The 23752-nt window shown below is 67.9% G+C and carries 12 protein-coding genes; 7 read left to right on the forward strand and 5 right to left on the reverse strand.

The features are described from left to right. Positions 1–118: 118 nt before the first annotated feature. From SX243_15815 to SX243_15835, 5 genes are all read right to left on the reverse strand, one after another. Complete coding sequence (locus SX243_15815; GenBank protein ID MDY7094438.1) at positions 119–1171, reverse strand: hypothetical protein; 1053 nt, start codon at positions 1169–1171, stop codon at positions 119–121. Between the two features lie 28 nt (positions 1172–1199). Next, positions 1200–1595 (reverse strand): hypothetical protein, encoded by a 396-nt coding sequence (locus tag SX243_15820; protein ID MDY7094439.1) that lies wholly within the window; start codon positions 1593–1595, stop codon positions 1200–1202. 494 nt (positions 1596–2089) lie between these two features. Continuing rightward, entirely contained in the window at positions 2090–2485 is a 396-nt protein-coding gene (locus tag SX243_15825; GenBank protein MDY7094440.1) for a hypothetical protein, read from the reverse strand. Positions 2486–2748: 263 nt separating this feature from the next. Then, complete coding sequence (locus SX243_15830; protein MDY7094441.1) at positions 2749–3264, reverse strand: tyrosine-protein phosphatase; 516 nt, start codon at positions 3262–3264, stop codon at positions 2749–2751. 26 nt (positions 3265–3290) lie between these two features. Then, positions 3291–3947, reverse strand: a complete 657-nt coding sequence (locus tag SX243_15835; GenBank protein ID MDY7094442.1) for an ATP-binding cassette domain-containing protein — start codon at positions 3945–3947, stop codon at positions 3291–3293. A 445-nt stretch (positions 3948–4392) separates the two neighbouring features. Between SX243_15835 and SX243_15840 the strand changes: the two genes are divergently transcribed. From SX243_15840 to SX243_15870, 7 genes are all read left to right on the forward strand, one after another. Further along, on the forward strand, positions 4393–12180 hold the full coding sequence (locus SX243_15840; protein MDY7094443.1) for a MupA/Atu3671 family FMN-dependent luciferase-like monooxygenase: 7788 nt from the start codon (positions 4393–4395) through the stop codon (positions 12178–12180). Continuing rightward, positions 12177–13277, forward strand: coding sequence for an FkbM family methyltransferase (locus SX243_15845; GenBank protein MDY7094444.1), 1101 nt, complete (start codon positions 12177–12179; stop codon positions 13275–13277). The genes SX243_15840 and SX243_15845 overlap by 4 nt, the downstream gene beginning before the upstream one ends. A gap of 28 nt (positions 13278–13305) precedes the next feature. Continuing rightward, positions 13306–19254, forward strand: coding sequence for an SDR family NAD(P)-dependent oxidoreductase (locus tag SX243_15850; GenBank protein ID MDY7094445.1), 5949 nt, complete (start codon positions 13306–13308; stop codon positions 19252–19254). A gap of 310 nt (positions 19255–19564) precedes the next feature. Next, complete coding sequence (gene sbnA, locus SX243_15855) at positions 19565–20572, forward strand: 2,3-diaminopropionate biosynthesis protein SbnA (protein MDY7094446.1); 1008 nt, start codon at positions 19565–19567, stop codon at positions 20570–20572. Further along, positions 20569–21948, forward strand: coding sequence for a PQQ-binding-like beta-propeller repeat protein (locus SX243_15860; protein ID MDY7094447.1), 1380 nt, complete (start codon positions 20569–20571; stop codon positions 21946–21948). The genes sbnA and SX243_15860 overlap by 4 nt, the downstream gene beginning before the upstream one ends. Beyond that, on the forward strand, positions 21945–23354 hold the full coding sequence (locus tag SX243_15865; protein ID MDY7094448.1) for a PQQ-binding-like beta-propeller repeat protein: 1410 nt from the start codon (positions 21945–21947) through the stop codon (positions 23352–23354). Before SX243_15860 ends, SX243_15865 begins: the two co-directional genes overlap by 4 nt. Further along, a partial coding sequence (locus tag SX243_15870) for a condensation domain-containing protein (GenBank protein MDY7094449.1) occupies positions 23341–23752 on the forward strand: 412 nt, incomplete at its 3' end. The genes SX243_15865 and SX243_15870, both read left to right, overlap by 14 nt.

A 23752-nucleotide genomic window follows, 5' to 3' on the forward strand; every position in this document is an offset into this window, starting at 1 on the left:
GGGAGCTCGAGGCAGAGGTCGGTGAACACGGTCTGGGAGCCATAGCCGGCGGTCACGCCGACGAGACAGGCGCCGGCGTGCCTTTCCCCTCACGCCGGCTCCGCAGATTCGCTGGCCTTCACGAGCGACGGGCCTCGGCTGCGCTGGCGCTGCGAGAGGGCGTCGACCTGTTGGGGCGATTCCTGCTAGCGGAATCGGCGTGCAGGGATTGGAGCACCTCCCGCACCACCGACAGCACGGAAGAGGCAGTCCCTCTACCGATCACCAGATCGTCGAGGGCATCCGATCGGCCGAGGAGGCTTTGGAGTCGAGTCTGAGCGGCCGCCGGGAGAGGAGAGAACGGCTCTTCCCCCGCGAGCAGGGCGGCCACCGCCTCCAGTTCCTGCAGGTCAGCCTCGACGACCTCCTGCCGCTGATTGACCTGCTCCAGGAGGCTGGTGAAGACCAGAGTCTCGTCGATCAGCCGGCTCCCTTGGGTCTCATCCTTCGGAAAGTTGCGCAGCCATTGCAGGATGCGATCCCGGAGGTGGGCGGTCATCAAGCGGTCGGTGACCCGGAGGTAGTTGAACTCTTGCCGCCCCTGGAGCCGGACGATGGCGGTGCCGATGGATCGCAGCTGCAGTGTCAGATCGTTGGGGTTGAGGCTCTGAGCCTGGCGAACATGGTGACGGAACTTGGCGCAGGCCTGCCGAAGCCCGAGGGATTGGTGGACGCCGATGAGACCCTGCGTCGTCGCGGGCACACCGGCGAGGATCGCCAGCTCCGATTCGATGGCGGTGAGGGCGTGGACCAACGAGTGGACCATGCGCTCCGCCCGCGCCAGGCAGGTCCAGGTGGAGCCGCAATCCGCAGGCTTCTCCATCTGCAGACGGTGCGGGCGCAGCTCCGCCAGGGCGATGAAGCAGAGGTCCGCCAGGTTTTCCTGAGGAGAGGACACTCCCGACCCTGCGAAAGCATCGCTCTCCCGAAGGTGCTCCGGCGAGACGTGGCCTAACTCTTCCTCGAGCTCCTGGATCGTCTGGAAGCCCTCTTGGAGCAGGCTGCGAACTTCCGGAAAGAGCGTCGAGCGCAGCGTGTCTTCGCCGCTTTGCTCGTACTTTGAGAGCTGGATCGTTCGGGCCTGGAGCAGGAGGCGCCCGAGGCGCTGTCGATAGGCGTCGTTGAGGACCAAAGTCGATCTCCGAGCTGGCTGAGATAGATCAGACCGTTGCGGTGTCGATGATCTGCCGCGCCTTCATGACGAAGAGGCCGAGATTGACATCGCCTCGGGTCACCACGGCCAGGACCACCTGGCTGTTGCTCTTGAGGCGTCCGAAGTAATGCCAAAGATGGGTGGAGGAGATGAGGATTTCCTTGAAGTAGCGTTCGTCGGATTCGACACCGCGGGCCTGCTTGAACAGGTTCTCGATCTCGATGACCATATCCCCCTCGAACATTTCTTTGGTCGCGGGAGCCAAGATGTCGAGAACCGACTGGGGGTGGCTGTCGACGGTCTTGATGGCCAGCATCATCCCGCTGCCCATGTCGACCAAGCCCGCCGCCAGCGCTTTCGGGACGTCCGCCATCGCTACTCGCATCGTTTCTTCTGCGCTCATGAGTCCTCCTGAATCTGTTGTTAGAACAAAGGTCTATTTCTAGAGGGCAGACTCAACCTGCGGCTGGAATGGCCCGCTCGGTGCCCCTACCCACGAATGCAGCTACAGCTAGAAGAATTAGGACAAGAAGATAGCTGGCAGAAATTAGCAGAGTCATTCCCCCCGTGCAAGAGTTGGAATCTATTTTTGCGTTATATTTGTTTAAGGGAAGGCGTTATAGGGTCAGTTGAAAAATACCGCCCTCCCAACCCCAAGAAAAGATTGAGTAGTAAAAGCCTAAATACCTGCCGAATAGAGCTTAATGGGTCGCCAGGACGGTGTGAAGGGATGTCCAGGTCGGCGGGAGGAGGGGCCTGGAGAATCCGATTCGTTAGAAAGCTACTTCTGTAAAGGGAGAATTCCCGCAGGCGAATCGGGAAGCCCTGGACAGACGATCCCGTTCCCCCGCCCGAGAGGGGAGGCGGCGGGTGAATCCGGCCTCGGTGTGGCGGCTATCAGACTGTCGCGCTGTCGGCGATCTGACGAGCCTTCATCACCAGCAGGCCGAGGTTGACATCGCCGCGGCAAACGGCGCAGAGAACCACTTGGGGATCGCTCTTCAAGCGTCCGAAGTAGTGCCAGAGATGGGTCGAGGAGATGAGAATCTCCTGGAAGTAGTGCTGGTTGCTCTGGACGCCTCGGGCCTGTTTGAACAGGTCCTCGATGGTCAGGACCATCTCCCCTTCGAACATCTCCTTGGTCGCCGGCGCCAGCAGATCCAACACCGATTGGGGATGGCTGTCGATGGTCTTGATGGCCAGCATCAATCCACTGCCCATGTCCACCATCCCTGTAGCGACGACCTTGGGGATCTCTGACATCGACTGGCGGATTGTTTCCTCTACGCTCATGGGCTTCCCTTTCCTTCATGCAAGAACTGAGTCTCCGGACGCCTTGCCCGCAGACCCTCTATTTATTTTTGACATGCAATAAACGCTGGAAAATCTTACCAGGTATTTTTTCTTATAGAAACAGAAAAGCTCAGGGCCGAGGTGGATAGTTCGATAAGCTTTTCTCGGAACGCGTTATCAATTGACAGAATTTCTCTGATTGAAGAGCGAGGCGGTGCTACGGCCGGGTGCTAGCAGCCCGGCGAGAGTCCTGCCTGGGACTGTCAGGACTGGAACCGCTGGATCAGGTCCGCGGGGCGATCGGAAGCGGGCCGGCGGAAGGAGGGGGGAAGCTCGTCCTGGTCGGCAACGGTTCGGAGATGGTCGGCGTAGTGCTTGACCATGTGTTGTTGGCTGGTGGTCTGGATGTAGAAGCGGGATTGGGTCCGTAGGTGCAGGATGGCATCCCCAGCATCCAGGCCCAGGGACACCAGGCAGCAGGCGCCGACGGTTCCCGTGCGCCCGAGGCCGGCGCGGCAGTGCAGAAGCACTGGCCGGCCCTCGACCATGGCGGGCACCAGACGCTCGCACAGTCCCGCGACAGCCCGGGGAGTGGCGATACCCATGTCCGGAATGGGGAAATGGATCAGCTGAAAACCGCTATCGGTTGGCAAATCCAAGGGTTCGGCGGTGAGGCTCACGACGATCTCGATCCCCACCTTCTGGAGGAACTCCAGGTCCTGAGCCAGCTCACCCATCAATCCCGGCCGGGCCGCCCCGGCCAGGATGGGTTGGATCATCCAGTTGAAAGCTTCCACTGTTGCGCTCAGCCACCGAGCTGGAGGAATTGCTCGATGCGCGGTGAAGAGGGGTGTTCGAAGAGGCTCTCGGTCTCACCGTATTGGAGCACGTGGCCGTCCGCCAGCAGAATCACCTCATGGGCCGCCTGACGGGCAAAGCAGAGGTTGTGAGTGACCATGACCACCAATGCCCGGCGGGCGAGCCGGCGGAGCTGGAGGGTCAGCCAGGGGAGGGCGGAGAAGGGCATCTCCACCTCCGGCTCGTCGATCAGGTAGAGATCCGCTGAAGCGTGGGCGGTCACGGTGAGGCGCAGGAGCTGCAAATGCCAGAGGCTCCAATCCTCCGGCCGAGAGTCGAGGATCCGGGTCACCGCTTCCGCGGCTTCGGGAATCGTCCCCCACACCTCTTCCACCGTACCGGACCAGCTGCGGTCGGCTAGCTCCTGCCGGACCTGCTTGACCTCGAAGGGGTTGCGGGGCAACTGGGTCTGAAACACCGTCGTGGAACAGTCGACACGCCGCTCGCCTTGCCACCAGAGGTCGTCAGAGGTCTGGCCTTCCAGAATTCTGAGGGTGGTGGACTTGCCGCTTCCACCGGGGCCCAGGAGCGCCGTTACGCGGGTGTTGGGGAAACGTAGGCAGACTTGGTGCAGCGCGGTCTTGGAGCCGTATCCGGCCGTCATCCTGTGCAGGCGTGCCCCGAGAAGAGGAGATCTCGGGCTGGGGCATTCTTTGGCTTGCATCATCGCGTGTTCAGCCTTCGGCAAGGCGGAGGGTCTGGCCGACCCGGGGGTGAAGGCGGATTTTTTCAGACGTGCACCTCAGATGAGCACCCGGTGTCGGATTGTGATCTGCGGTGCTCAGGGTGTCGTCGTAGCTGATTTGGTTTACCTTAGCAGGAATCGAAACACGCGTCAGCGTATTCTTCATTCAGATGATTAGCGTGATCTCGGCTTCTCGGCGAACCCGTGGCTCGATGTCCCGTATACGACAGACATGGGCACGTCATAGGCGACGGGAGCGGTCAAGAGCTTTTTTGTTTTCGATGGATTGATGTCGGGTAGGCCCGGCGATGGGAGAACGCGCGCAGATGAGGATCCGAAGGCAGGTTCGCCGGTCGGGGGCGGTGTGAGCTCAGTAGACGGTATTGGCGACGTCCTCCATCAACGGGCGCAGGAGCAGCCGGACCGCGTGGCCTTCCGCTTTCTCGCCGATGGCGAGAGCGAGTCCGAATCCCTGACCTACGCCGAGCTCGATCACCGTGCGCGGACCCTGGCGGCCCGGTTGTCGGCCGAGGTGCCGCCGGGGGAGCGGGCTCTGCTCCAATACCCACCGGGATTGGACTTCGTCGTCGCCTTCTTTGCCTGCCTGCTCAGCGGCGTAGTGGCGGTGCCGGCCTATCCACCGCGGAACCGGCGGCGGGTGGGGACTCTGCGGGCGGTGGCGGCGGATGCCCAATGCCGGTTGGTGCTCACCGACGCGGCGTTGCTCGCCCGCAGCCGCTCCTGGGGCGTGCCGCCGGAGCTGGCGAGCGCCCGGTGGCTCGCGACGGAGGAGTTGGCGGTGGAGGATCCCGGCGGAGCGGTCTCGCTTCCCGCCATCGCTGGGGAGGATCTCGCCTTCCTCCAGTACACCTCCGGCTCCACCGCTACTCCCAAGGGCGTACGGGTGACCCACCGCAATCTGCTGCACAATCAAGAGATGATCCACCGGGCCTTCGCCATGAGCGAGGACTCGGTGGTGGTGAGCTGGCTGCCCCTCTACCACGACATGGGGCTCATCGGCACCGTTCTGCAACCCCTCTACGCCGGTGCCACCTGCGTCCTGCTGCCGCCGGTGGCCTTCCTGCAGCGCCCCCGGCGGTGGCTGGAGGCGATTCACTGCTACCGTGCCACCACCAGCGGCGGGCCGGACTTCGCCTACCAGCTGTGCGTCGACAAGGTCAGCGCGGAGGAACGTTCCGATCTGGACCTCAGCAGCTGGCGGGTGGCCTTCAACGGCGCCGAGCCGGTGCGCGCTGCGACCCTGGAGCGCTTCACCGAGGCCTTTGGCGGCTGCGGTTTCCGGCGCCAGGCCTTCTATCCCTGCTACGGCCTGGCGGAAGCCACCCTCTTCGTCGCCGGCGGCGCCGTCGGCAAGGCGCCGGAGGTCGAGAGCTACTCCGCCCGGGCATTGGAGCAGGCCGGCGAAACGTTGGGTACCCGGGGCCAGGCCAGGGCGGCGGAGGAGGGCGAGGCGACCGCACGGCTGGTGCCCTGTGGCGGCCCGTGGTCCGAGCAGGAGCTGCGCATCGTCGATCCCGAGACTCGCCGGCCGTTGCCGTTGGGCTCGGTGGGGGAGATCTGGCTCGCCGGGGAGAGCGTCGCCGACGGCTACTGGCGGCGACCGGAGCTGAGCCGGGAGATCTTCGATGCCGAGCTGGAGGGCGCTGATGAACCCTCCAGCCTGTCGTTTCTGCGCACCGGAGACCTGGGCTTCCTCGATCCCAATAGCTCCAGCGAGGCCCAGCTCTTCGTCACCGGGCGGCTCAAGGATTTGATCATCCTACGCGGCCGCAATCTCTATCCCCAGGACGTGGAGCGCATCGCCGAGGCCGCCCATGGCGATCTGCGCCCCGGCGGCGGAGCCGCTTTTTCCGTGGAGGTGGTGGGCTCCATGGGCGGGGGTTCCATGGAAGACGGCCTCATGGAAGAGGGTCTGGTGTTGGTGCACGAGGTGGTCCGCCACCCCCGGGATCCGCTACCGGAGGTGATGGACGCTGCCCGCCGCGCTGTGGCTCAGGAGCTCGAGGCGCGGGTACGGGAGGTCGTGCTCATCGCCACCGGCAGCCTGCTCAAGACCTCCAGTGGCAAGGTGCGGCGGCGAGCGATGCGCCAGGCGTATCTGCAGGGCGAGCTCAAGATCATCGCCCGCAGCGGGGACGAGAGGGAGCCTGAGGCCCAGCCGGAGGTGCCGGCGGAGAGGGGAGAAGGGGGGGCTGTTGCCTCCATCGGGGGCGCCCCGGAGACCGCAGAGCTGGGCCGCAAAGAGCTGCTGGCGCTGCCGGCGGAGGAGCGCTCCGGTGCCGTCGTCGAGCTGCTGCGCTCTCTTCTGGCGCGTTCTCTGGGGCCGGCGGCCCATTCTCTTTCGGAGCACCGGCCCCTCACCGACCTGGGCCTCGACTCTCTGGCGGCGGTGGAGCTACAGCAGCGGGTAGAGCAGCGGTTGGGAGCTCATCTGGATCTGGCGGATCTGCTCGAAGGAGCCTCCCTGGAGCGCCTCGCCCGCTCGATTCAAGCGGTGTTGGAGAGCGGAGAAGGTGCCTCCGTGTGGACGCTGGAAGATGCACCGGCTCAGCGCCCCGACACCTTTCCTCTATCCATCGGACAGCGGGCCCTGTGGTTCCTCGAACGGCTGGCGCCGGAGGCGGCGGTCTACAACATCGCCGCCGCCGCCCGGGTGCGAGGAAGGCTGAACGGGGACGCCTTCGGCCGCGCCCTGGAGGCTTTGACGGACGCCCACGAGGTTCTGCGGACCACCTTTGCTCCGGGCTCCGGCGATCCGGTGCAGCGAGTGCTCCCACGGCTGGTGCCGGAAGTGCGTCGGCTGGAGGTCGGCGAGGGCTCGCCGGAGGCGTTGCTGGAGCTCCTCGAAGCGGAGGCCTTCCGCCCCTTCGATCTGGAAACGGGACCGCTGGTGCGGGCCACGGTGATCGAAGGAGAAGGGGTGATCGAGGGGAGAGACTCCACGAGCGCTTCCGAAGAGAGCTTTCTGGTGCTGGCGGTGCACCACCTGATCTCGGACTTCCGCTCCCTGGCCTTGATGCTCCGGCAGCTGGAAACGCTCTATCGCCGGGCTCAATCCGGAGACGCGCTGGAAGCTTCTTCACCGGAGGCCGCCTACTTCGACTTCGTCGCAGCTCAGCAGAATTACCTCGCCAGCGAGGCGGCGGCCCGGGATCGGGCCTATTGGCATCGTCGGCTGAGCCTGGATTCCGCTGAGGCGGCGAGCTCGCTCCCCGTGCTGCCGCCGCCGCTGGAGTTGCCCACGGACCGTCCCCGGCCGCCAGTGCAGGGCTACCGGGGGCGCTCCCACGCCGTGCGCTGGCAGGGCGCTTGGGTAGAGCAGCTGGAGCGCCTGGCGGAGGAGCGCCAGACCACCGTCTCCACGGTCTTGCTCACCCTCTTCCAGCTCTGGCTCGCGCGGCTCTCGGGGCAGCGCGACGTGCTCACCGGCATGCCCACCCTCGGCCGGCCGACGCGGGCCTTCGCCGAGGTCTTGGGCTATTTCGTCAATCCGGTGGTGGTGCGCGCCAACATCCGCCGGGGAACCACCTTCGGCCAGCTGCTGGAGCGCCAGCGGGAGGCGGTGCACCAGGATTTGGCCCATCGCCACTATCCCTTTCCCCAGCTGGCGGAGGAGCTACAGCCGACCCGGGACGCCAGCCGTTCGCCGGTCTTCCAGGTGCTCTTCAGCTACCAGCAGGCGGCCCCCGGGGAGCCGGCGGAGCTGGCCGGCTTTGCTGTCGGCGAGGGTGGGCAGAAGATGTCCTGGGCGGACCTGGAGCTCGAATCCGTGGCCTTGCCGGGGCGGCCGGTACCCTTCGACCTCAGCTTCACCGTCGCGCCAGCGAGGGACGGCGGGGAGGCTGCGGTGGTGGGCTCGTTGCAGCTCAATGGGGATCTCTTCGACGCCGCCACCGGCGAGCGCCTGGCGCGGCAGCTGGGAGTTCTGACCCGGGCGGCGCTGGCGGAGCCGGGGATGGCGGCGTCACGGCTGCCGCTGCTCACGGCGGCGGAGCGGCAGCAGCTGGTAGAGCGCTGGAACGATACCGCCGGTGAGGTTCCGGAGCCGCTCCTGGTGCACGAGATGTTCCGCCGGCAGGCCCGGTGCACCCCTCAGCGGCCGGCACTGCTCTTCGCCGATCAGGAGCTCACTTACGGTCAGGTGGACGAGCGCTCGGACCAGCTGGCAGCGCTCCTGCGCCAGCGGGGGGTGAAGGTAGAGGACAAGGTGGCCCTGTGTGCCGAGCGCTCCGCCGGGCTGGTGGTGGCGCTGCTGGCCATCCTCAAGACCGGCGCCGCCTACCTGCCCCTCGACCCGACCTATCCCGAGGAGCGGCTGCGCTACATGCTGCAGGACTCCGGTGCCCGCCTCCTGCTCACCGAGCCGCGCCACGCTCCGCGCTTCCGGAGCCCAGGGCTCGAGATCTTGGAGCTGCCGGAAGGGTTGGACCTCGGAGAACCATCCGCTTCTCCGGCGGCGGCCGACGAAGAAGCCCGCGGCACGGAACCCGGCGGCGGGGAACGCGGCGCGGATCCGGCGTCGCGCCTCGCCTACATCATCTACACTTCCGGCTCTACGGGGCTGCCCAAGGGGACCCTGGTGCCCCACGGGACGGTGGCCAATTTCTTCGCCGCCATGGACCGGCACCTGGAGCCAGCGGAGTCTACTGGCGGGGAGCCGGGGACCTGGCTGGCGGTGACCAGTATTTCCTTCGACATTTCGGTGCTGGAGCTGCTCTGGACCCTCACCCGCGGCTACCGGGTGGTGGTGCAGCCCACCGCGGGGCAATCGTTGGAGGCCCGCCTCGCCACTCGGCGCAGCGACCGGGGCATGGACTTCGGCCTCTTCTTCTTCTCCGCCGACAGCACCGAGGGCGAGCCCGGGGAGCGCTATCGCCTGCTTCTCGACGCCGCCCGCTTCGCCGACCGACGGGGTTTCTCCTCGGTGTGGACGCCGGAGCGTCATTTCCACGCCTTCGGCGGGCTCTATCCCAACCCGTCGGTCACCGGCGCCGCTCTCGCCGCCATCACCGAGCGGGTGGGGATTCGCGCCGGCAGCGTGGTGTTGCCTCTCCATCACCCGGTGCGGGTGGCGGAGGAGTGGTCGGTGGTGGACAACCTCAGCGGTGGCCGGGTGGGGCTGTCGGTGGCCTCCGGCTGGCATCCCGACGACTTCATTTTCCAGCCGGAGGCCTTCGAGAATCGCAAGCAGGTGCTGGAGGAGAAGCTGGAGCAGCTGCGCCAGCTATGGCGCGGCGAGGCCCTGACCTGGACCAACGGTGCCGGCGAAGAGGCGACGGTGCGCATCCTGCCGGCGCCCCTGCAGCCGGAGATCCCCATCTGGGTCACCGCCGCCGGCAGCCCGGAAACCTTCCGCGCCGCTGGCCGTCTGGGAGCGCGGGTGCTCACCCACCTGCTGGGCCAGAGCTACGAGCAGCTGGAGGAGAAGCTGGCCATCTACCGCCAGGCCTGGCGCGAGGCGGGCCATCCTCCTCTGGAGCTGGAGGACGGGCGGAGCTCGGACGGCTATGTCAGCCTCATGCTCCACACCTACGTCGGCCAGCGGGCGGAGGCGGTGCGGGAGACCGTCCGCGAGCCCTTCAAAGCCTACTTGAAGACCTCCTTCGGGCTGATGCGGAGCCTGGCCCCGGGGCAGGACCTGGAGGCTATGACGGAGGAGGATATGGCCCGGCTGCTGGACCGTGCCTTTGACCGCTATTTCGAGACCAGCGGCCTCTTCGGCACCCCGGCCCAATGCCTGGACATGGTGGATCGGCTGAAGGATCTGGGCATCGATGAGATCGGGTGCCTGGTGGATTTCGGAGTGGACCGGGATGGGGTGATGGCGAGCCTCGAGCTCCTCGACCTGGTGCGCCGGCGCAGCCTGCCGGCGGCGGCGGAGCAAGCCTCGGCGACGGCGGTGCCGGCGAGCCTACCGGAGAGCCTGCGGCGCTACGGCGTCAGCCACCTCCAATGCACCCCTTCCCAGGCCCGCGCCCTGCTGCTGGATCCCGACGGCCCGGAGGCCCTGGCGGGGCTGCGCCAGCTGCTGGTGGGGGGCGAGGCGCTGCCGGTGCCCCTGGCGCGGGATCTGGCGGCGGCGCTGGCGGGGGATCCGGGTAGCGCCGAGGACGAGCTTCGGGCCAGTGCACTAACCGAAGGAGCCCTGATCAACGTCTATGGCCCTACCGAGACCACCATCTGGTCCTCCGCCCACCGGCTGAGCGCCGCGGACCTGGGCGCCGAGGCTTCCTCCATGGCCATCGGCGGACCGTTGCTCAACACCGAGATCCTGCTCCTCGATCGGGAGCTGCAGCCGGTGCCCCAGGGACAGCCCGGGGAGCTCTACATCGGCGGTCTGGGCGTGGTGCGGGGCTACCACGGCCAGCCCGGCCGCACCGCGGAACGCTTCGTCCCCGACGTCACCGCCCGGCGCCCCGGCGGACGTCTCTACCGCACCGGCGACCTGGCCCGGTACCGCCCCGGCGGCGTGCTCGAATTCCTCGGCCGCAACGACCAGCAGATCAAGCTGCGGGGCCACCGGGTGGAGCTGGGGGAGATCGAGGCCCGGTTGGCGGAGCATCCCGGCGTGCGGGCGGCGGCGGTGGTGGTGCGGCAGCTGGCAGAGGGGGAGCTGGCGGGAGATGAGCGGCTGGTGGCCTACATTGTCCCGGCCCGGGAGCGGCGCCTGACACCGCCACCGGAGGAGCGCCGCCGGCGGCTGCTGGCGGATCGGGAGCACTTCGAGCTCCCCGGCGGCCTGCCGGTGGCCCAGATCGGCAGCGCCAACACCCAGGGGCTGGTGCAGGAGATCTTCACCGACCAGATCTATCTGCGCCACGGGGTGACGCTGGAGGACGGCGCTTGCGTCTTCGACATCGGTGCCAACATCGGCCTCTTCACCCTCTTCGTGCACCAGCGCTGCCGCGACCCCAAGGTCTTCTGCTTCGAGCCCATTCCTCCCACCTGCGAGGTCCTGCGCACCAACGTCGAGCTCTACGGCCTCGGTGCGCAGGTCTTCCAATGCGGCGTGGGGGAGGCGCGGCAGCAGGCGGAATTCACCTTCTATCCCCAGATGGCAGGGCTCAGTGGCCGCTTCCCGGAGGAGGATGCGGAAACCACCCGCTCCATCCTCGAGACCTGGTTCGGCCAGCTTCCCGAGTCCGAGCTGACCGGAGGCAAGCCGGAGGGAGAGGCGTTGGACGCTCTGGTGGACGAATATCTGCGCAGCGAGACCTTCTCCTGCCAGATCGAAACCGTGTCGGAGATGATCCGCCGCACCGGCGTCGAGGCCATCGACCTGCTGAAGATCGACGTCGAGCGCAGCGAGGTGCAGGTGCTGGAGGGGATCGAGGACGAGCACTGGCCGCTGATCCGCCAGACGGTGTTGGAGATTCACTCCAAGGAGCTGTTGGAGCAGGTCTCCGACGATCTCGCCGCCCGCGGCTTCGAGCTGCAATCGGAGGAGCTGATTCCGGTGGACGGTGGCGACAACGTCTACATGCTCTACGGCGTGCGCCCGGAGTTCCGGCGTTCCTCCCCGGCAGCATCGGTGGGTCCGGCGGAGCCAGCCGCTGAGGAGCTCGGTGAGGAGATCAGCGCCGACGCCTTGCGGGCCTACCTCGCCCAGCGCCTGCCGGAGATCATGGTGCCGGCGCGCTTCGTCACCCTCGACGCCCTGCCCCTGACCCCCAACGGCAAGATCGACCGCCGGGCCCTGCCGGCGCCGGAAGAGGCCGGCGGCCCGCGGCGCCGGGAGATGGTGGCTCCCACCAACGACCTGGAGCGCACCATCGCCGAGGTCTGGCAGGAAGCCCTCAAGCTGCCGGCGGTGGGAATCCACGACAACTTCTTCGAGACCGGCGGCAACTCGCTGCTGCTGGTCACCGCCCAAACCCGGCTGCGGGAAGCCCTGGGGCAGGAGGTCACCCTGGTGGACCTGATGCGTTATCCCACGGTGCACTCCCTGGCCGCCCACCTGGCACGGGGGGCCGGTGGTGCGGAGGCTCAGCGCGAGGTGACCCGGCGCAAAGTCGCTCAGCGGGGTCAGGAGCAGCGTAAGGCGTTGGAGCGGCAGCGGGCGGCCCAGCGCCGCGCCCAGCGGCAACGCCGCGGACGGCCTGGTCCCACCGGCCCCCGGAGAAAACCGTGACGGAGGACTCCATGACCCCACCGCCGCCGGCCACCGAGGCGAAGTCCGTCGAGCCCATCGATCCGCGAGCGGATCTGGCTCTCCACGAGACTCGAGCCCAACGTTTCCTCACCCTCCCCAACGGGCTGGAGATCGCCTGCCAGAGCCGCACCGAGGCGATGCACATCTGGGAGGACCTCTTCGACAAGCGTATCTACCTGCGCAACGGCATCACCCTGCGGGACGGCGCCACCGTCTACGACGTCGGCGGCAATATCGGCCTCTTCACCCTCTTCGTCCACCTCAACTACCGCAACGCCCGCACCTACACCTTCGAACCGGCGCCGCCCCTCTTCGAGATCCTGCGCACCAACACCGGCCGCCACGGTGGCTGGTGCCGGCTCTTCCACTGCGGCGTCTCGGAGCGCCCCGGCACCGCTTCCCTGACCTTCTACCCTTACAGCTCCGGCATGTCCTCCTTCTACGCCGACGAGGACGAGGAGAAGGAGATCCTGCGGGCGATCCTCGAGCACGAGGCGAAGGAAGGTGTGGAAGGGGTCGATGCCCTGGCCCGCACCTCCGAGGAATTCCTCGACGCCCGTTTCACCAGCGAGACCTTCGAATGCCCCCTGGTGCCCCTGTCGGAGATCTTCCGCCAGCAGGGCACCGAGGTGGTGGACCTGCTCAAGGTGGACGTGCAGAAGGCGGAGCTGGACGTGCTGCGGGGGGTGGCGGCGGAGGATTGGCCGCGCATCCGACAGGTGGTGCTGGAGGTCCACGATTTGGACGGCCAGCTGCAGGAAGTCCACGAGCTCTTGGGCGCCCATGGCTTCCAGGTGGTGACGGAGCAGGACCCGCTCCTCGACGGCACCGTGCTCTACAACCTCTTCGCCATCAACCAGCGCATGTACTCCGGCGCCGGGACGGGGACCGGGAGAGCGGAGAAGAGCCCCAACCGCCGTGCCGCCCAGCAGCGCCGTGCCGCCCAGCAGCAGCGGGCCGCCCAGCGGACTGCGCAGCAAAAGCGAGCGCTCCGCCGCCGGCGCCCGGCCAAGCCGGCAGAGACGACATCCAAGCAGCCTGAACCCGAGACCTCCAGCGGTCCTGATCCATCCTGAAGCAGCAAGACTGAAGAAAGAGCCGAGCATGAGCGACCGATCCGAGCACGACATGGACGACCCGTTGACCCATTCCTCCGAAGACGACTCCTTCGCGGAGGACTCCTTCGAAGAGGGGGCCTACGACGACGAGGGCCTGGGCAGCCTGGCGGTGGTGGGCTACGGCCTGCGATTCCCCGGTGCCGCCGATCCTCGACAGTACTGGCACAACCTGCGCGAGGGCGTGGACTCCATCTCTCACTTCAGCGAAGAGGAGCTGCTGGCCGCCGGCGTGCCGGCGGAGGAGCTGGCTCAGAGCAACTACGTCCGGGCCCGCGGCGCCGTGGACGGCGCGGACCTCTTCGATGCTCCCTTCTTCGACTTCACCGATCGCGAGGCGGAGACCCTCGATCCCCAGCACCGCATCTTCCTGGAAGTGTGCTGGGAGGCCCTGGAGCATGCCGGCTATGACCCCAAGGCCTATCCCGGGGCGGCGGGGATCTTCGCCGGCTCCAACCTCACCAGCTACCTGATCCACAACCTGGTGCCGGATCGGGAGCTGGTGCAGAAGGTGGGCCCGTTGCAGATCCGGATCCGCAACGACAAGGATTTCCTCTCCACCCTGGTGGCCTACAAGCTCGATTTCAAGGGCCCGGCGGTGAATGTCCAGACCGCGTGCTCCACCTCTCTGGTGGCCACCTCCCTGGCCTGTCAAAGCCTTCTCGGCTACCAATGCGACCTGGCCCTGGCGGGGGGCATCTCCATCACCTCGCCGCCGCGCTCCGGCTACCTCTATCAGGAGGGGGTTTACGCCCTCGACGGCGTTTGCCGAGCCTTCGACGCCGAGGCCCGGGGCACGGTGCTCGGCGACGGTGCCGGGGTGGTGGTGCTCAAGCGTCTGGAGGACGCTCTGGCGGACGGCGACACGGTGCACGCGGTGATCCGCGGCTTCGCCACCAACAACGACGGCTCCTTGAAGCTCGACTACACCGCGCCCAGCGTCGACGGTCAGGCGGAGGTGGTGGGCACGGCCCTGGCCCTGGCGGGGCTGGAGCCGGAGGACGTGAGCTATATCGAGACCCACGGCACCGGCACGCCGCTGGGGGATCCCATCGAGATTGCCGCCCTCAAGCAGGCCTTCGAGGGTGCTCCGGTGGGTAGCTGCGCCATCGGCTCGGTGAAGCCCAATATCGGTCACCTCGACGCCGCCGCCGGCGTCGCCAGCCTGATCAAGACCGTGCTGGCCTTGGAGCACGGCGAGCTGCCGCCGAGCCTGCACTATGAGCAGCCCAACCCTCGCCTCGGCCTCGAGGGCAGTCCCTTCGCCGTCAACGATCGGCTGCGGCCCTGGGAGGCCCCGGGGGCCCGCCGCGCCGGCATCAGCTCCTTCGGCGTCGGCGGCACCAACGCCCACGTGGTGGTGGAGGAGGCACCGGCGGCGGAAGCCTCGCTGCCGCCCCGGCGCCGCTGGCAGCTGCTGACCCTTTCGGCGAAGGACGAAGGCGCCCTGGACGAGGGGGCGCAGCGTCTGGCAGCTCATCTGGAGCAGGCTTCCTCCAAGGGGGACCAGGACGGCGCCCTCCTGGCGGACGCCGCCTTCACCCTCCACGCCGGCCGCCGGCCCTTTCCCCAGCGGCGCCTGGCGGTGGTGGAGAACCTCGAGGACGGGGCGGCGGTGCTGCGGGGGGAGGAGCCCCGGCGGCTCTTCTCCGGCACCGCTCCCGCCGCGGCGGAGCGCTGCGTGGCCTTTCTCTTCCCCGGCATTGGCGATCAATACGTCGGCATGGGCCGCGGGCTCTACCAGAGCGAGGAAGTCTTCCGCGCCGAGGTGGACTCCTGCGCCGAGGAGCTGGAGCCGCTCCTCGGTCTCGATCTGCGGCAGGTGCTCTTCGCCGACGATGCCGGCGAGACGGATGCTTCCAGCCGGCTCGATTTCCGGGCCATGGTGCGGGGCCGCGGCGAGGCGGACGAGTCGGAGGCGGCGCAGAAGCTCGCCCGCACCGAGCTCCTGCACCCGGTGCTCTTCGTGGTGGAGCTGGCGCTGGCGCGGCTGTGGCAGAGCTGGGGCGTCGAGCCCTCGGCGCTCCTCGGCTACAGCATCGGCGAGTATGCCGCCGCCTGCGTGGCGGGGGTCTTTTCCCGTTCCGACGCTCTCCGGCTGGTGGCTCGCCGGGCGGCCATCGTCCAGGCTCTGCCCGCCGGCGCCATGCTGGCGGTGACCCTGCCGGAAGAGCAGGTGCGCCAGCGCCTCGGCGCGACCCCGGAAGGCCGCGAGCTCTCGGTGGCGGCGGTCAACGGACCGGCCTTCACCGTGGTCGCCGGGCCCGAGGAGGCGGTGCAGAGCTTCCAGCAGGCTCTGGAGCAGGAGGAAATCTCCTGCCGCCGGCTGGCGGCCCAACACGCCTTCCACTCCACCATGATGGAGGCGGCCCTCGACGATTTCCGGGGAGTGCTGGCGGATCTCCACCTCCAGCCGCCCCAGGTGCCCCTGCTGTCCAACGTCTCCGGCACCTGGATGACCGACGAAGAAGCCACGGATCCGGAATATTGGGCTCAGCATCTCTGCCGCACCGTGCGCTTCGGTGACGGCGTCGAGGAGCTGTGGCAGGACCCGCGGCGCGTGCTGCTGGAGGTGGGACCGGGCCGCTCCCTGGGAAGCATCGCGCTACAAAATCTGAGGGAGGACAGCGAGGCCTCCGGCGTCGCCCTGGCCTCCTTGGGGCATCACTACGACGACCAGGACGACCAAGCCTTCCTGCTCACCGCCCTCGGCCGCCTGTGGCTCGCCGGGGCGGCGGTGGATTGGGAGCAATTCCATCTCGACGAAGGGCGCCGCCGGGTGCCCCTGCCCACCTACGCCTTTCAGCGCCGTCGCCATTGGGTGGAGGCCCGCCCTCTGGAGACCTCTTCCCGGGCCGCCGCCAGCGCCGGCATCGAGGAGCGCTTGGTCAAGCGCAGTGACCCGGGCCAGTGGCTCTATCGGCCCGGCTGGCGCCGAGGAGAGACGGTGGTCCCTGGATCCACGGCCGAGCTGCCCGCGCTGGAGGGCCGGACCCTGGTCTTCCTGCCCGCCGAGAGCCCTTCCGCCCGGGCCCTCGCTGCTGCAATGGATGATCCAGGAGGCAGCGAGGGCTGGCTTCGGGTGCAGGCTGGCGAGGAGTACGAGTCGCTGGGGGACGGAGGCTACTGCCTGCGCCCCGACGCCGCCGAGGATTGGGAACAGCTCTTCCAACAGCTGCGGGCCGGCGACGGCCTCCCAGCACTGCTGCTGCACCTGGGCTGCGTCGCCGCGGAGGATCGCGGGGGTGCCCAGGAGGAGAGCCTTGGCTTCTACAGTCTCCTGGCCCTGGCTCAGGCCTGGGGCAACGCCGGCGGCGAGGCCCAGCTCGCCGTGACGGTGGTTGCCACCAACCTCTTCGACGTCACCGGAGACGAGATCCTGATTCCGCGGCGGGCCACGGTCCTCGGCACCTGCCGGGGGATTCCCCAGGAATACCCGCAGCTCTCCGTAGGGCTGGTGGATCTGCCGGCGCCTCCGCACACCGGGGGCGACGCCGAGCTCGCGGCCTGGAGCGAGCGGTGGGGCGGCCCGCTCCTCTCGGAATCCGCTAGTACCTCCGGTGCTCGGAGCCCGGCGGTGACGGCGCTCCGGGGCCGCCATCGGTGGCTGGAGGATTTCATGCCCGTGGAGGCCCCGATTTCGGACGACGAGGCTCCGGACGACTCGGCTGCCAAGAAGGATGGGGGCGAAGAGGGGAGCAGGCTCCGCCGCGGCGGCGTCTACCTCCTGGTCGGCGGTCTGGGGGGCATCGGCCTGTCCTTGGCGGAGCATCTAGCGCGCCGCTGGCAGGCCCGGTTGGTCCTGGTGGGACGGAGCGACGGGCCGTCGGAAGAGGTCTCTCGACGCCTCCGAGACTTCGAGGCCGCCGGCGCCGAGGTGCTGGTGCTCTCCGGCGACGTCACCGACGAGGCCTCCATGGAGGAGGTTCGGGAGAAGGTCAGGGAGCGCTTCGGCACGATCCACGGCGTCGTCCATGCCGCCGGCCATCCCCCAGGCGGGCTGATTCAGCTCAAGGACCGGCAGGAAGCGGCGGCGGTGCTGGCTCCCAAGGTCGACGGTTCCGAGATTCTGGCCCGCACCTTCGCTGGCGGCGACCTGGATTTCCTCCTGCTCTGTTCGTCCCTCACCGCCCTCACCGGCGCTCTGGGCCTGGTGGACCACTGCGCCGCCAACGCCTACCTGGACGCCTTCGCCCACTCCCGCCGGGCCGCCGGCGAGCCGGTGATCTCGGTCAATTGGGACACCTGGCTGGAGGTAGGACAGGCGGCGGAGGCGGGAGTGGGGGAGCGGCTCAGCGCTCTGCTGCCGACGGGCTCCGCGGCTGGCTCTTCGGGCGCGGGCGCCTCCAACCAGCCGCCGGAGGAGGCCTCCGACGCCGAATCCATCCACCCCCTCTTGGGCCATCCCGCCGGCAGCGGCGAGAATGTGCGGATCTACCTGCACGACCTGCCGGCGGATCATTGGATCCTCCTCGAGCATCGTTTGGGGGATCAGGGTCTGGTCCCGGGAACCGCCTATCTCGAAATGGCCCGGGCAGCCCTCAGCCGCGAGGCCGGGGATGGGGTTCTGGTGCTCCACGACGTCGGCTTCGCCGCTCCCTGCCGGGTTCCCCGGGGAGACCGCCGGCGGCTGCGCACCACCCTCGAGCGGCCAGCGGCTTCGGAGGCGTTGGGAGGTTCGCCGGGGGAGTGGTCCTTCCGCATCGAGAGCAGTGCCGATGGCGAAGGCTGGGAGCTCCACGCCAGCGGTCGCGGCGGTTTTCAGCCGGCAGCTCCGAAGGGGGGCCCGGCGGCGGTGACGCATCTGGAGGAAGCCCGCCAGCTACGGCCCCACACCCTCGACCCGGCGGCGGATCGAGCCATGGCCCAGGTGCACTTCGGTCCCCGCTGGCGGGAGGCCCTCCAAGAGCTCCGCACCGGGGAGGATCGCGGTTGGGCCCGCTTGGAGCTGTCCGAGGACTATCACCGTGAGGCGCGCACCTTCGGCCTGCACCCGGCGCTGGCGGACAGCGCCACCGGTCTCGCCCGGGTGCTCACCGACGGGGCCTTTCTGCCCTTGGGCTATGGCACCGTGTGGATCCAGCGGCCCCTGGGGACGGAAGTGGAGAGTCTGTACCAGCTCACCGGCGGTGAGGACGGCGACACCCTCTCCGCCGAGGTGCAGGTCTTCGACGGTGCCGGCCGCGAGGTTTTGCGCATCGAGGACTACCGCCTGCGCCGGCTGAGCCCGGAAGAGATGGCAAGTCTTGCCGCAGTGGCCGATTCGCAGGCGAATGCCGGAGCTGCGGAGGCCGGGGCTGCCGAGACCGGGGCCCCGAGCTCGGTTTCCTCTTCGGCAGGATCCTCGCCGCCGAGTCAAGCCGCGGCGTCCATGGGGATCTTGCCGGCGGAGGGGGCTCGCGTCTTCGAAGCCCTCCTCGATGCCGCCCGTGACGAGCCTCAGGTGGCGATCTCGGTGCGGGATCTGGATGCCGTGCGCGAACAGGCCGCCGGTCTCACCGGCAGCGGTGTCCACGAGCATCTCAAGGCTCTCGGCGCCGGCTCTGCGGCGGGCACGGGAGGTGGGGTAGCCATCGATCCCGGCCGCCGCCGCTCCCAGGCTCCCTACGAGGCGCCGCGCAACGATCTGGAGCAGGAGCTCCTCGACCTCTTCACCGAGATGTTGGGTGGCGACCAGCTGGGCATCCACGACAACTTCTTCGACCTCGGCGGCAACTCCCTGGTGGCTACACAGCTGATCTCCCGCCTACGCGAGGAGCTCGACGTAGAGATTCCCCTGCGCACCCTCTTCGAAGCTCCCACCGTCGCCGAGCTCTCGGTAGCGGTGGTGGCCAAGCAGGCGGAGGATGTGGACAGCGACGACCTCGCCGAAGCCCTCGCCGAGCTGCGCAACCTCAGCCCCGAGGAGCGGGCGGCGCTGCTGGCGGAGGAGGAGTGAGGGGGAGCGCTCTCCCACCGGCCGTGGAGGGCGTAGAAGGCCTCCGACCCAGGGTGCGAGGCGTTAGTGATCTGTGGCAGAATTGCTTCAACGTAGTGTATAATGATAAGTAAGTAAGCGGAGATCAGGGTCTATAGGAATACAAGTCCTGGGTTGAGGGATGAGGTGTCCGTGCTAGGTTTCCCTTTCTCTAGTTTCGCACTTGCGAGAATATGATGGGTTGTTTTGAGGAGTTGTTCTATGTGTGTCGATTTGATTTCTCGTCCTTCTCCCTTCTTCACCGACCACCTTTCTGTTTGGGATTCGAGGCATGCCTGAAGGCGTGTTGTCCGCCGTCGGCAATACTCCTCTAGCGCTCCTCGATCAACTCTTCTCCGACTTCCCAGGCCAAGTCTGGGCCAAGCTCGAGGGGCTCAATCCCGGTGGCAGTGCAAAGGACCGTCCGGCGCGGGAAATGCTTGCCGAGGCCTTCGCCGAGGGCCTGATAGACCACGACACGGTGATCGTGGAGTCCAGTTCCGGGAATATGGGTATCGGCCTCGCTCAGGCCTGTGCCCGTTATGGGTTGCGATTCATCTGCGTGGTGGACGTCAAGACCACCGTCCTCAACCGCCGGATTCTCGAGGTCTACGGGGCCGAGGTCGAGCTGGTGAAGACCCCCGAGCCGGTCACCGGTGAGCTGCTGCAAGCGCGACTTCAGCGGGTCGAAGAGCTCTGCAAGACCCATCCCAACAGCTTTTGGCCCAACCAATACGCCAACCGGAACAACTCCGGAGCGCACTACCGCTCTACCATCCGCGAGGTGGTGGAGCAGCTGGGCGCAGCGCCGGACCACCTATTCGTCGCCACCAGCACCTGTGGCACCTTGCGGGGTTGCTGCGACTTCATACGGGATCACGGATTCGCCACCCGGATCATCGCGGTGGATGCGGTGGGCAGCCGGATCTTCGGCCAAGAGAAGACGGATCGTTGGATTCCCGGCATCGGTGCCGGCGTCAGGCCGCCTTTGTGCCCGGAAGAATGGCCCGGCGAAGTGGTCCACGTCACCGACCGGGAATGCGTGGAGGCATGCCGGTGGCTGGTGCGCCGGGAAGGGATTCTCGCCGGTGGTTCCTCCGGAGCGGTGGTCAGCGCTTTCGACCGCTTGCAGCGTGAGCTACCGCCGGACTCCCGCTGTGTGCTGGTGCTGCCGGATCGGGGCGAGCGCTACCTGGATACGGTCTACGACGACGGCTGGGTCGAGGAGCGGCTGGGGCTCTCGACGGAAGGTTGGGGAGGGCCCCCGGCAACTCCTCTGGTAGCGGGAGCGCCAGGATGAAGGGGCGGATTGCAGGGGCCGGCAGGGCGGCGGCGTTGGGCGCCGCGCTTTTGGGGAGCACCTTGCTGGCGCTCTCGGCGGTGGCTCAATCCTGGCCGGGAGTCTGGGGGCCGGAGCGCAATGCGCGGCTGCCGGGACCCCTGGAGGTTCCAACGAATCCGCAGCTGGAGGAGATCTGGCGTCATCCCGTGGGCAAGGGATATTCGGAGATCGCCGTCGCCAGCGGGCGCGGCTTCCTGACCTTCAGCGACGGAGAACGGGATCACCTCGCGGCCCTCGATCTGGACACCGGGAAGGAGATCTGGCGTCGTCCCCTGGGCGAGACCTACCGCGGCCATGACGGCTCCGACGATGGCCCCATCGCCACGCCGGTGCTCGAAGATGGGCGGGTCGTCGTGCTCGATCCCTTCGGCCGGCTCTACGCCTTCGGTGCCGAGGACGGTCAGGCCCTGTGGACGCGAGACCTGGCAAAGGACTTCGGCGGTTCCGCTCCCTATTGGGGCTATGCCTCCAGCCCCCTGCCGGTGGACATCGGCGACCAGCGGGCGCTGGTGGTGCAGACTGGGGCTCAGGAGGCGTCGAGCCTGGTGGCGTTGACCGCCGGCACCGGCGAGACGCTGTGGACCGCTCATCCCGCCCCGGGTAACGGCTACTCGTCCCCGGTGCTGATGCAGCTGGCGGGGGAAGAGCAGATCGTGGCTGCGACCTCCGAGAAGGTCTTCGCCGTGCGCTCTGAGGACGGTGCGGTGTTGTGGAGTCACGAGGTGCCGGGGGAGCCGCGGCGAAGCCCGGTGGCAATCCCCCAGGACCGGGTGTTGGTGAGCTCGTGGAACGAAACAGCCTTGCTCAGCGTCCGCAGGACCGGGAAGGCGGACGGTGGCTGGCAGGTCACGGAGCTGTGGGCCAAGCCGGTGCTCAAGGGAACCTACAGTCCTGCGGTCTACCATCAAGGCCATCTTTACGGCATGAACGGCACCTATTTGGTGTGTGTCGATCCCCAGCAGGGAGATGTGCTCTGGCGGCACAAGCTCTATCACGCCACGGTGCTGCTGGTAGAGGACAAGCTGTGGGTTTTGGGCGAGCGCTCCGGACGCCTCTATCTGGTGGAGGCGACGCCGGAAAGGTATCGCCAGCTCCTGGAGGCGCAGGTGTTCAATCCGGGAGCTCGCTCCATGACTGGGCCGGTCATGGTCTCGGGAAGGCTGTTGCTGCGCAATCTCGAGGAGCGGGTCCAGCTCCGGCTGGTGTCCTCCGCCAACGAGCCGCCGCCCGGTGACTCCGGCGGGACCGAGGCCGAACGGGGGCCGTCGGACGACGACCAGGAGAGCGACCCGCCGGAGGATAGGAATCAACCAGCGGACGAGGCCGAGAGATGAGAGAAACTCGCGGCCGCTTCGGATTGGCACCTTGGGTCTGGACACTGGCTGCCTGTGCCTTCGGGGCCCTCGCCCTGGGCTTCTGCTGCCCCGGACCGGCCGGCGCCTCGGACTGGCCGCAGTGGGGCGGACCGCAGCGCAACGGTACGGTTTCCTCCGCACTGCCCCCGGCCGGGGACCTCGGGCTCGTGGAGCTATGGCGGCGGCCGGCGCCGGAGGGCATTTCGGCCCTGGTGGTCACCGGTGACAGCCTCCTGACCCTCGGCATGGCCGATGGGCTTCCCCACGCCTGGGCCTTCGACGCCGGCACCGGAGAGGCTCGGTGGCGGGCTCCCATTCCCGCCTTCGAAGGGGGGCAGGAATACGGCACGGCCACCACCCCCGCTACCGACGGTGAAACCCTCTTCTTGGTCTCCCCCGGCTGCCATCTCTTGGCTCTTCAGACGACCTCGGGCTCGGTGCGCTGGTCCCGCGACCTCGTGGAGGACTTCGCCACCGGTCCCATGCCCCTCGGTTGTTGGACCTCCCCGCTGCTGGCCGGAAACCTCGTTGTGGTCCAGGTCAACGGCCAGCCCGACGCTCAGCTGGTGGCTTTTTCCAAGCAATCCGGAGAGGTGGTTTGGAAGACCGGTGGCCTGGCCCGGGCCACCCACAGCTCCCCTGGGCTAGGGCTCTTGGGGGGGGTCGAGCAAGTCCTGGTGTTGGGGGTGGAGAAGGGCCTGGGAGCCCTCCAGGGTATCTCCTTGGAGTGCGGCGAGCTGCTGTGGCGTCACGACTTCGAGCAGCCCGATTCCTATTCCGCCGACATGCCGCTGATCCTTTTCGAGGGGCGAGTCGCGGCCATCGGGTGGAACGACGTGCGGGCCGTGGACGTCACGCCGCCTGACGGGCCCGGAGGCCGCTGGAGCACCGAGCTGGCCTGGGTCTCCGACTCCCTCAACGCGGCTCTGCTGCCGGTGAATCTGCACGCCGTGGCCGTCGACGGGGATCTGGCGGGCTTCGACCAGGAGCTGCTGGTGTGGATCGACGGCGAGGACGGCCGGCGGCTGTGGTCCGTGTGCATCTACGCCGGCTCGCTCATCGCCGTCGACGGCCGACTGGTGATCCTGTCCCAGGCCGCGGGGGCCTTGCGCATCGCCGAGGCCTCTTCCCGGGGCTACGGAGAGCTGCTGAGCGATGCCGTCTTCACCCCGGGAGCACCCACCGATACCCCTCCGAGCTACGCGGGTGGCCGGCTTTACCTGCGCAACTCGGAAGAGATCGTGGCGCTGGAAATCCGGCCGTCCGCCTCGTCCCGGACGCCGGATGATCTGAAGAACGGTGAATCGAAGAACGGTGAGCCGAAGGGCGAAGGCCAGACAGAGAGAAACAGCCAGACAGAGAGAAAGCCCGATGGGGAATCCTGAACCGAGTCTCCGAGACCTGAGCCCGGAGGAGCTGGAGCTATTGCACCGGCGACTCGCCGAGAAGCGCAAGGGCTCCTCCCCGCCCACGGCCAAGAACCCGATCCGGCGGCGACGGGACGACCTCCCATTGCAGCTGTCCGCGGGGCAGCGCCGGATCTGGCTTATGGGACAGATGGATCCCAGCGGTCATGCCTTCAATGTCGCCGCCGGTTTGCGATTGCGCGGGCCGCTGGCTCTGGACGCCCTGCGCGGAGCCCTACAGCGGGTGGTGGCCCGCCACGAGGCCCTACGCCTGCGCTTCCGGGATTCCGGTTCGGTGCCCGCCATGGTGGTGCAGGACGCCGAGGCGGTGGCGCTGCCGGTGGAGGACCTGTCGTCGGAAGCGGAGCCAGAGCGCG

The organism is Acidobacteriota bacterium, assembly GCA_034211275.1.
In the GTDB taxonomy this organism is placed as follows: domain Bacteria; phylum Acidobacteriota; class Thermoanaerobaculia; order Multivoradales; family JAHZIX01; genus JAGQSE01.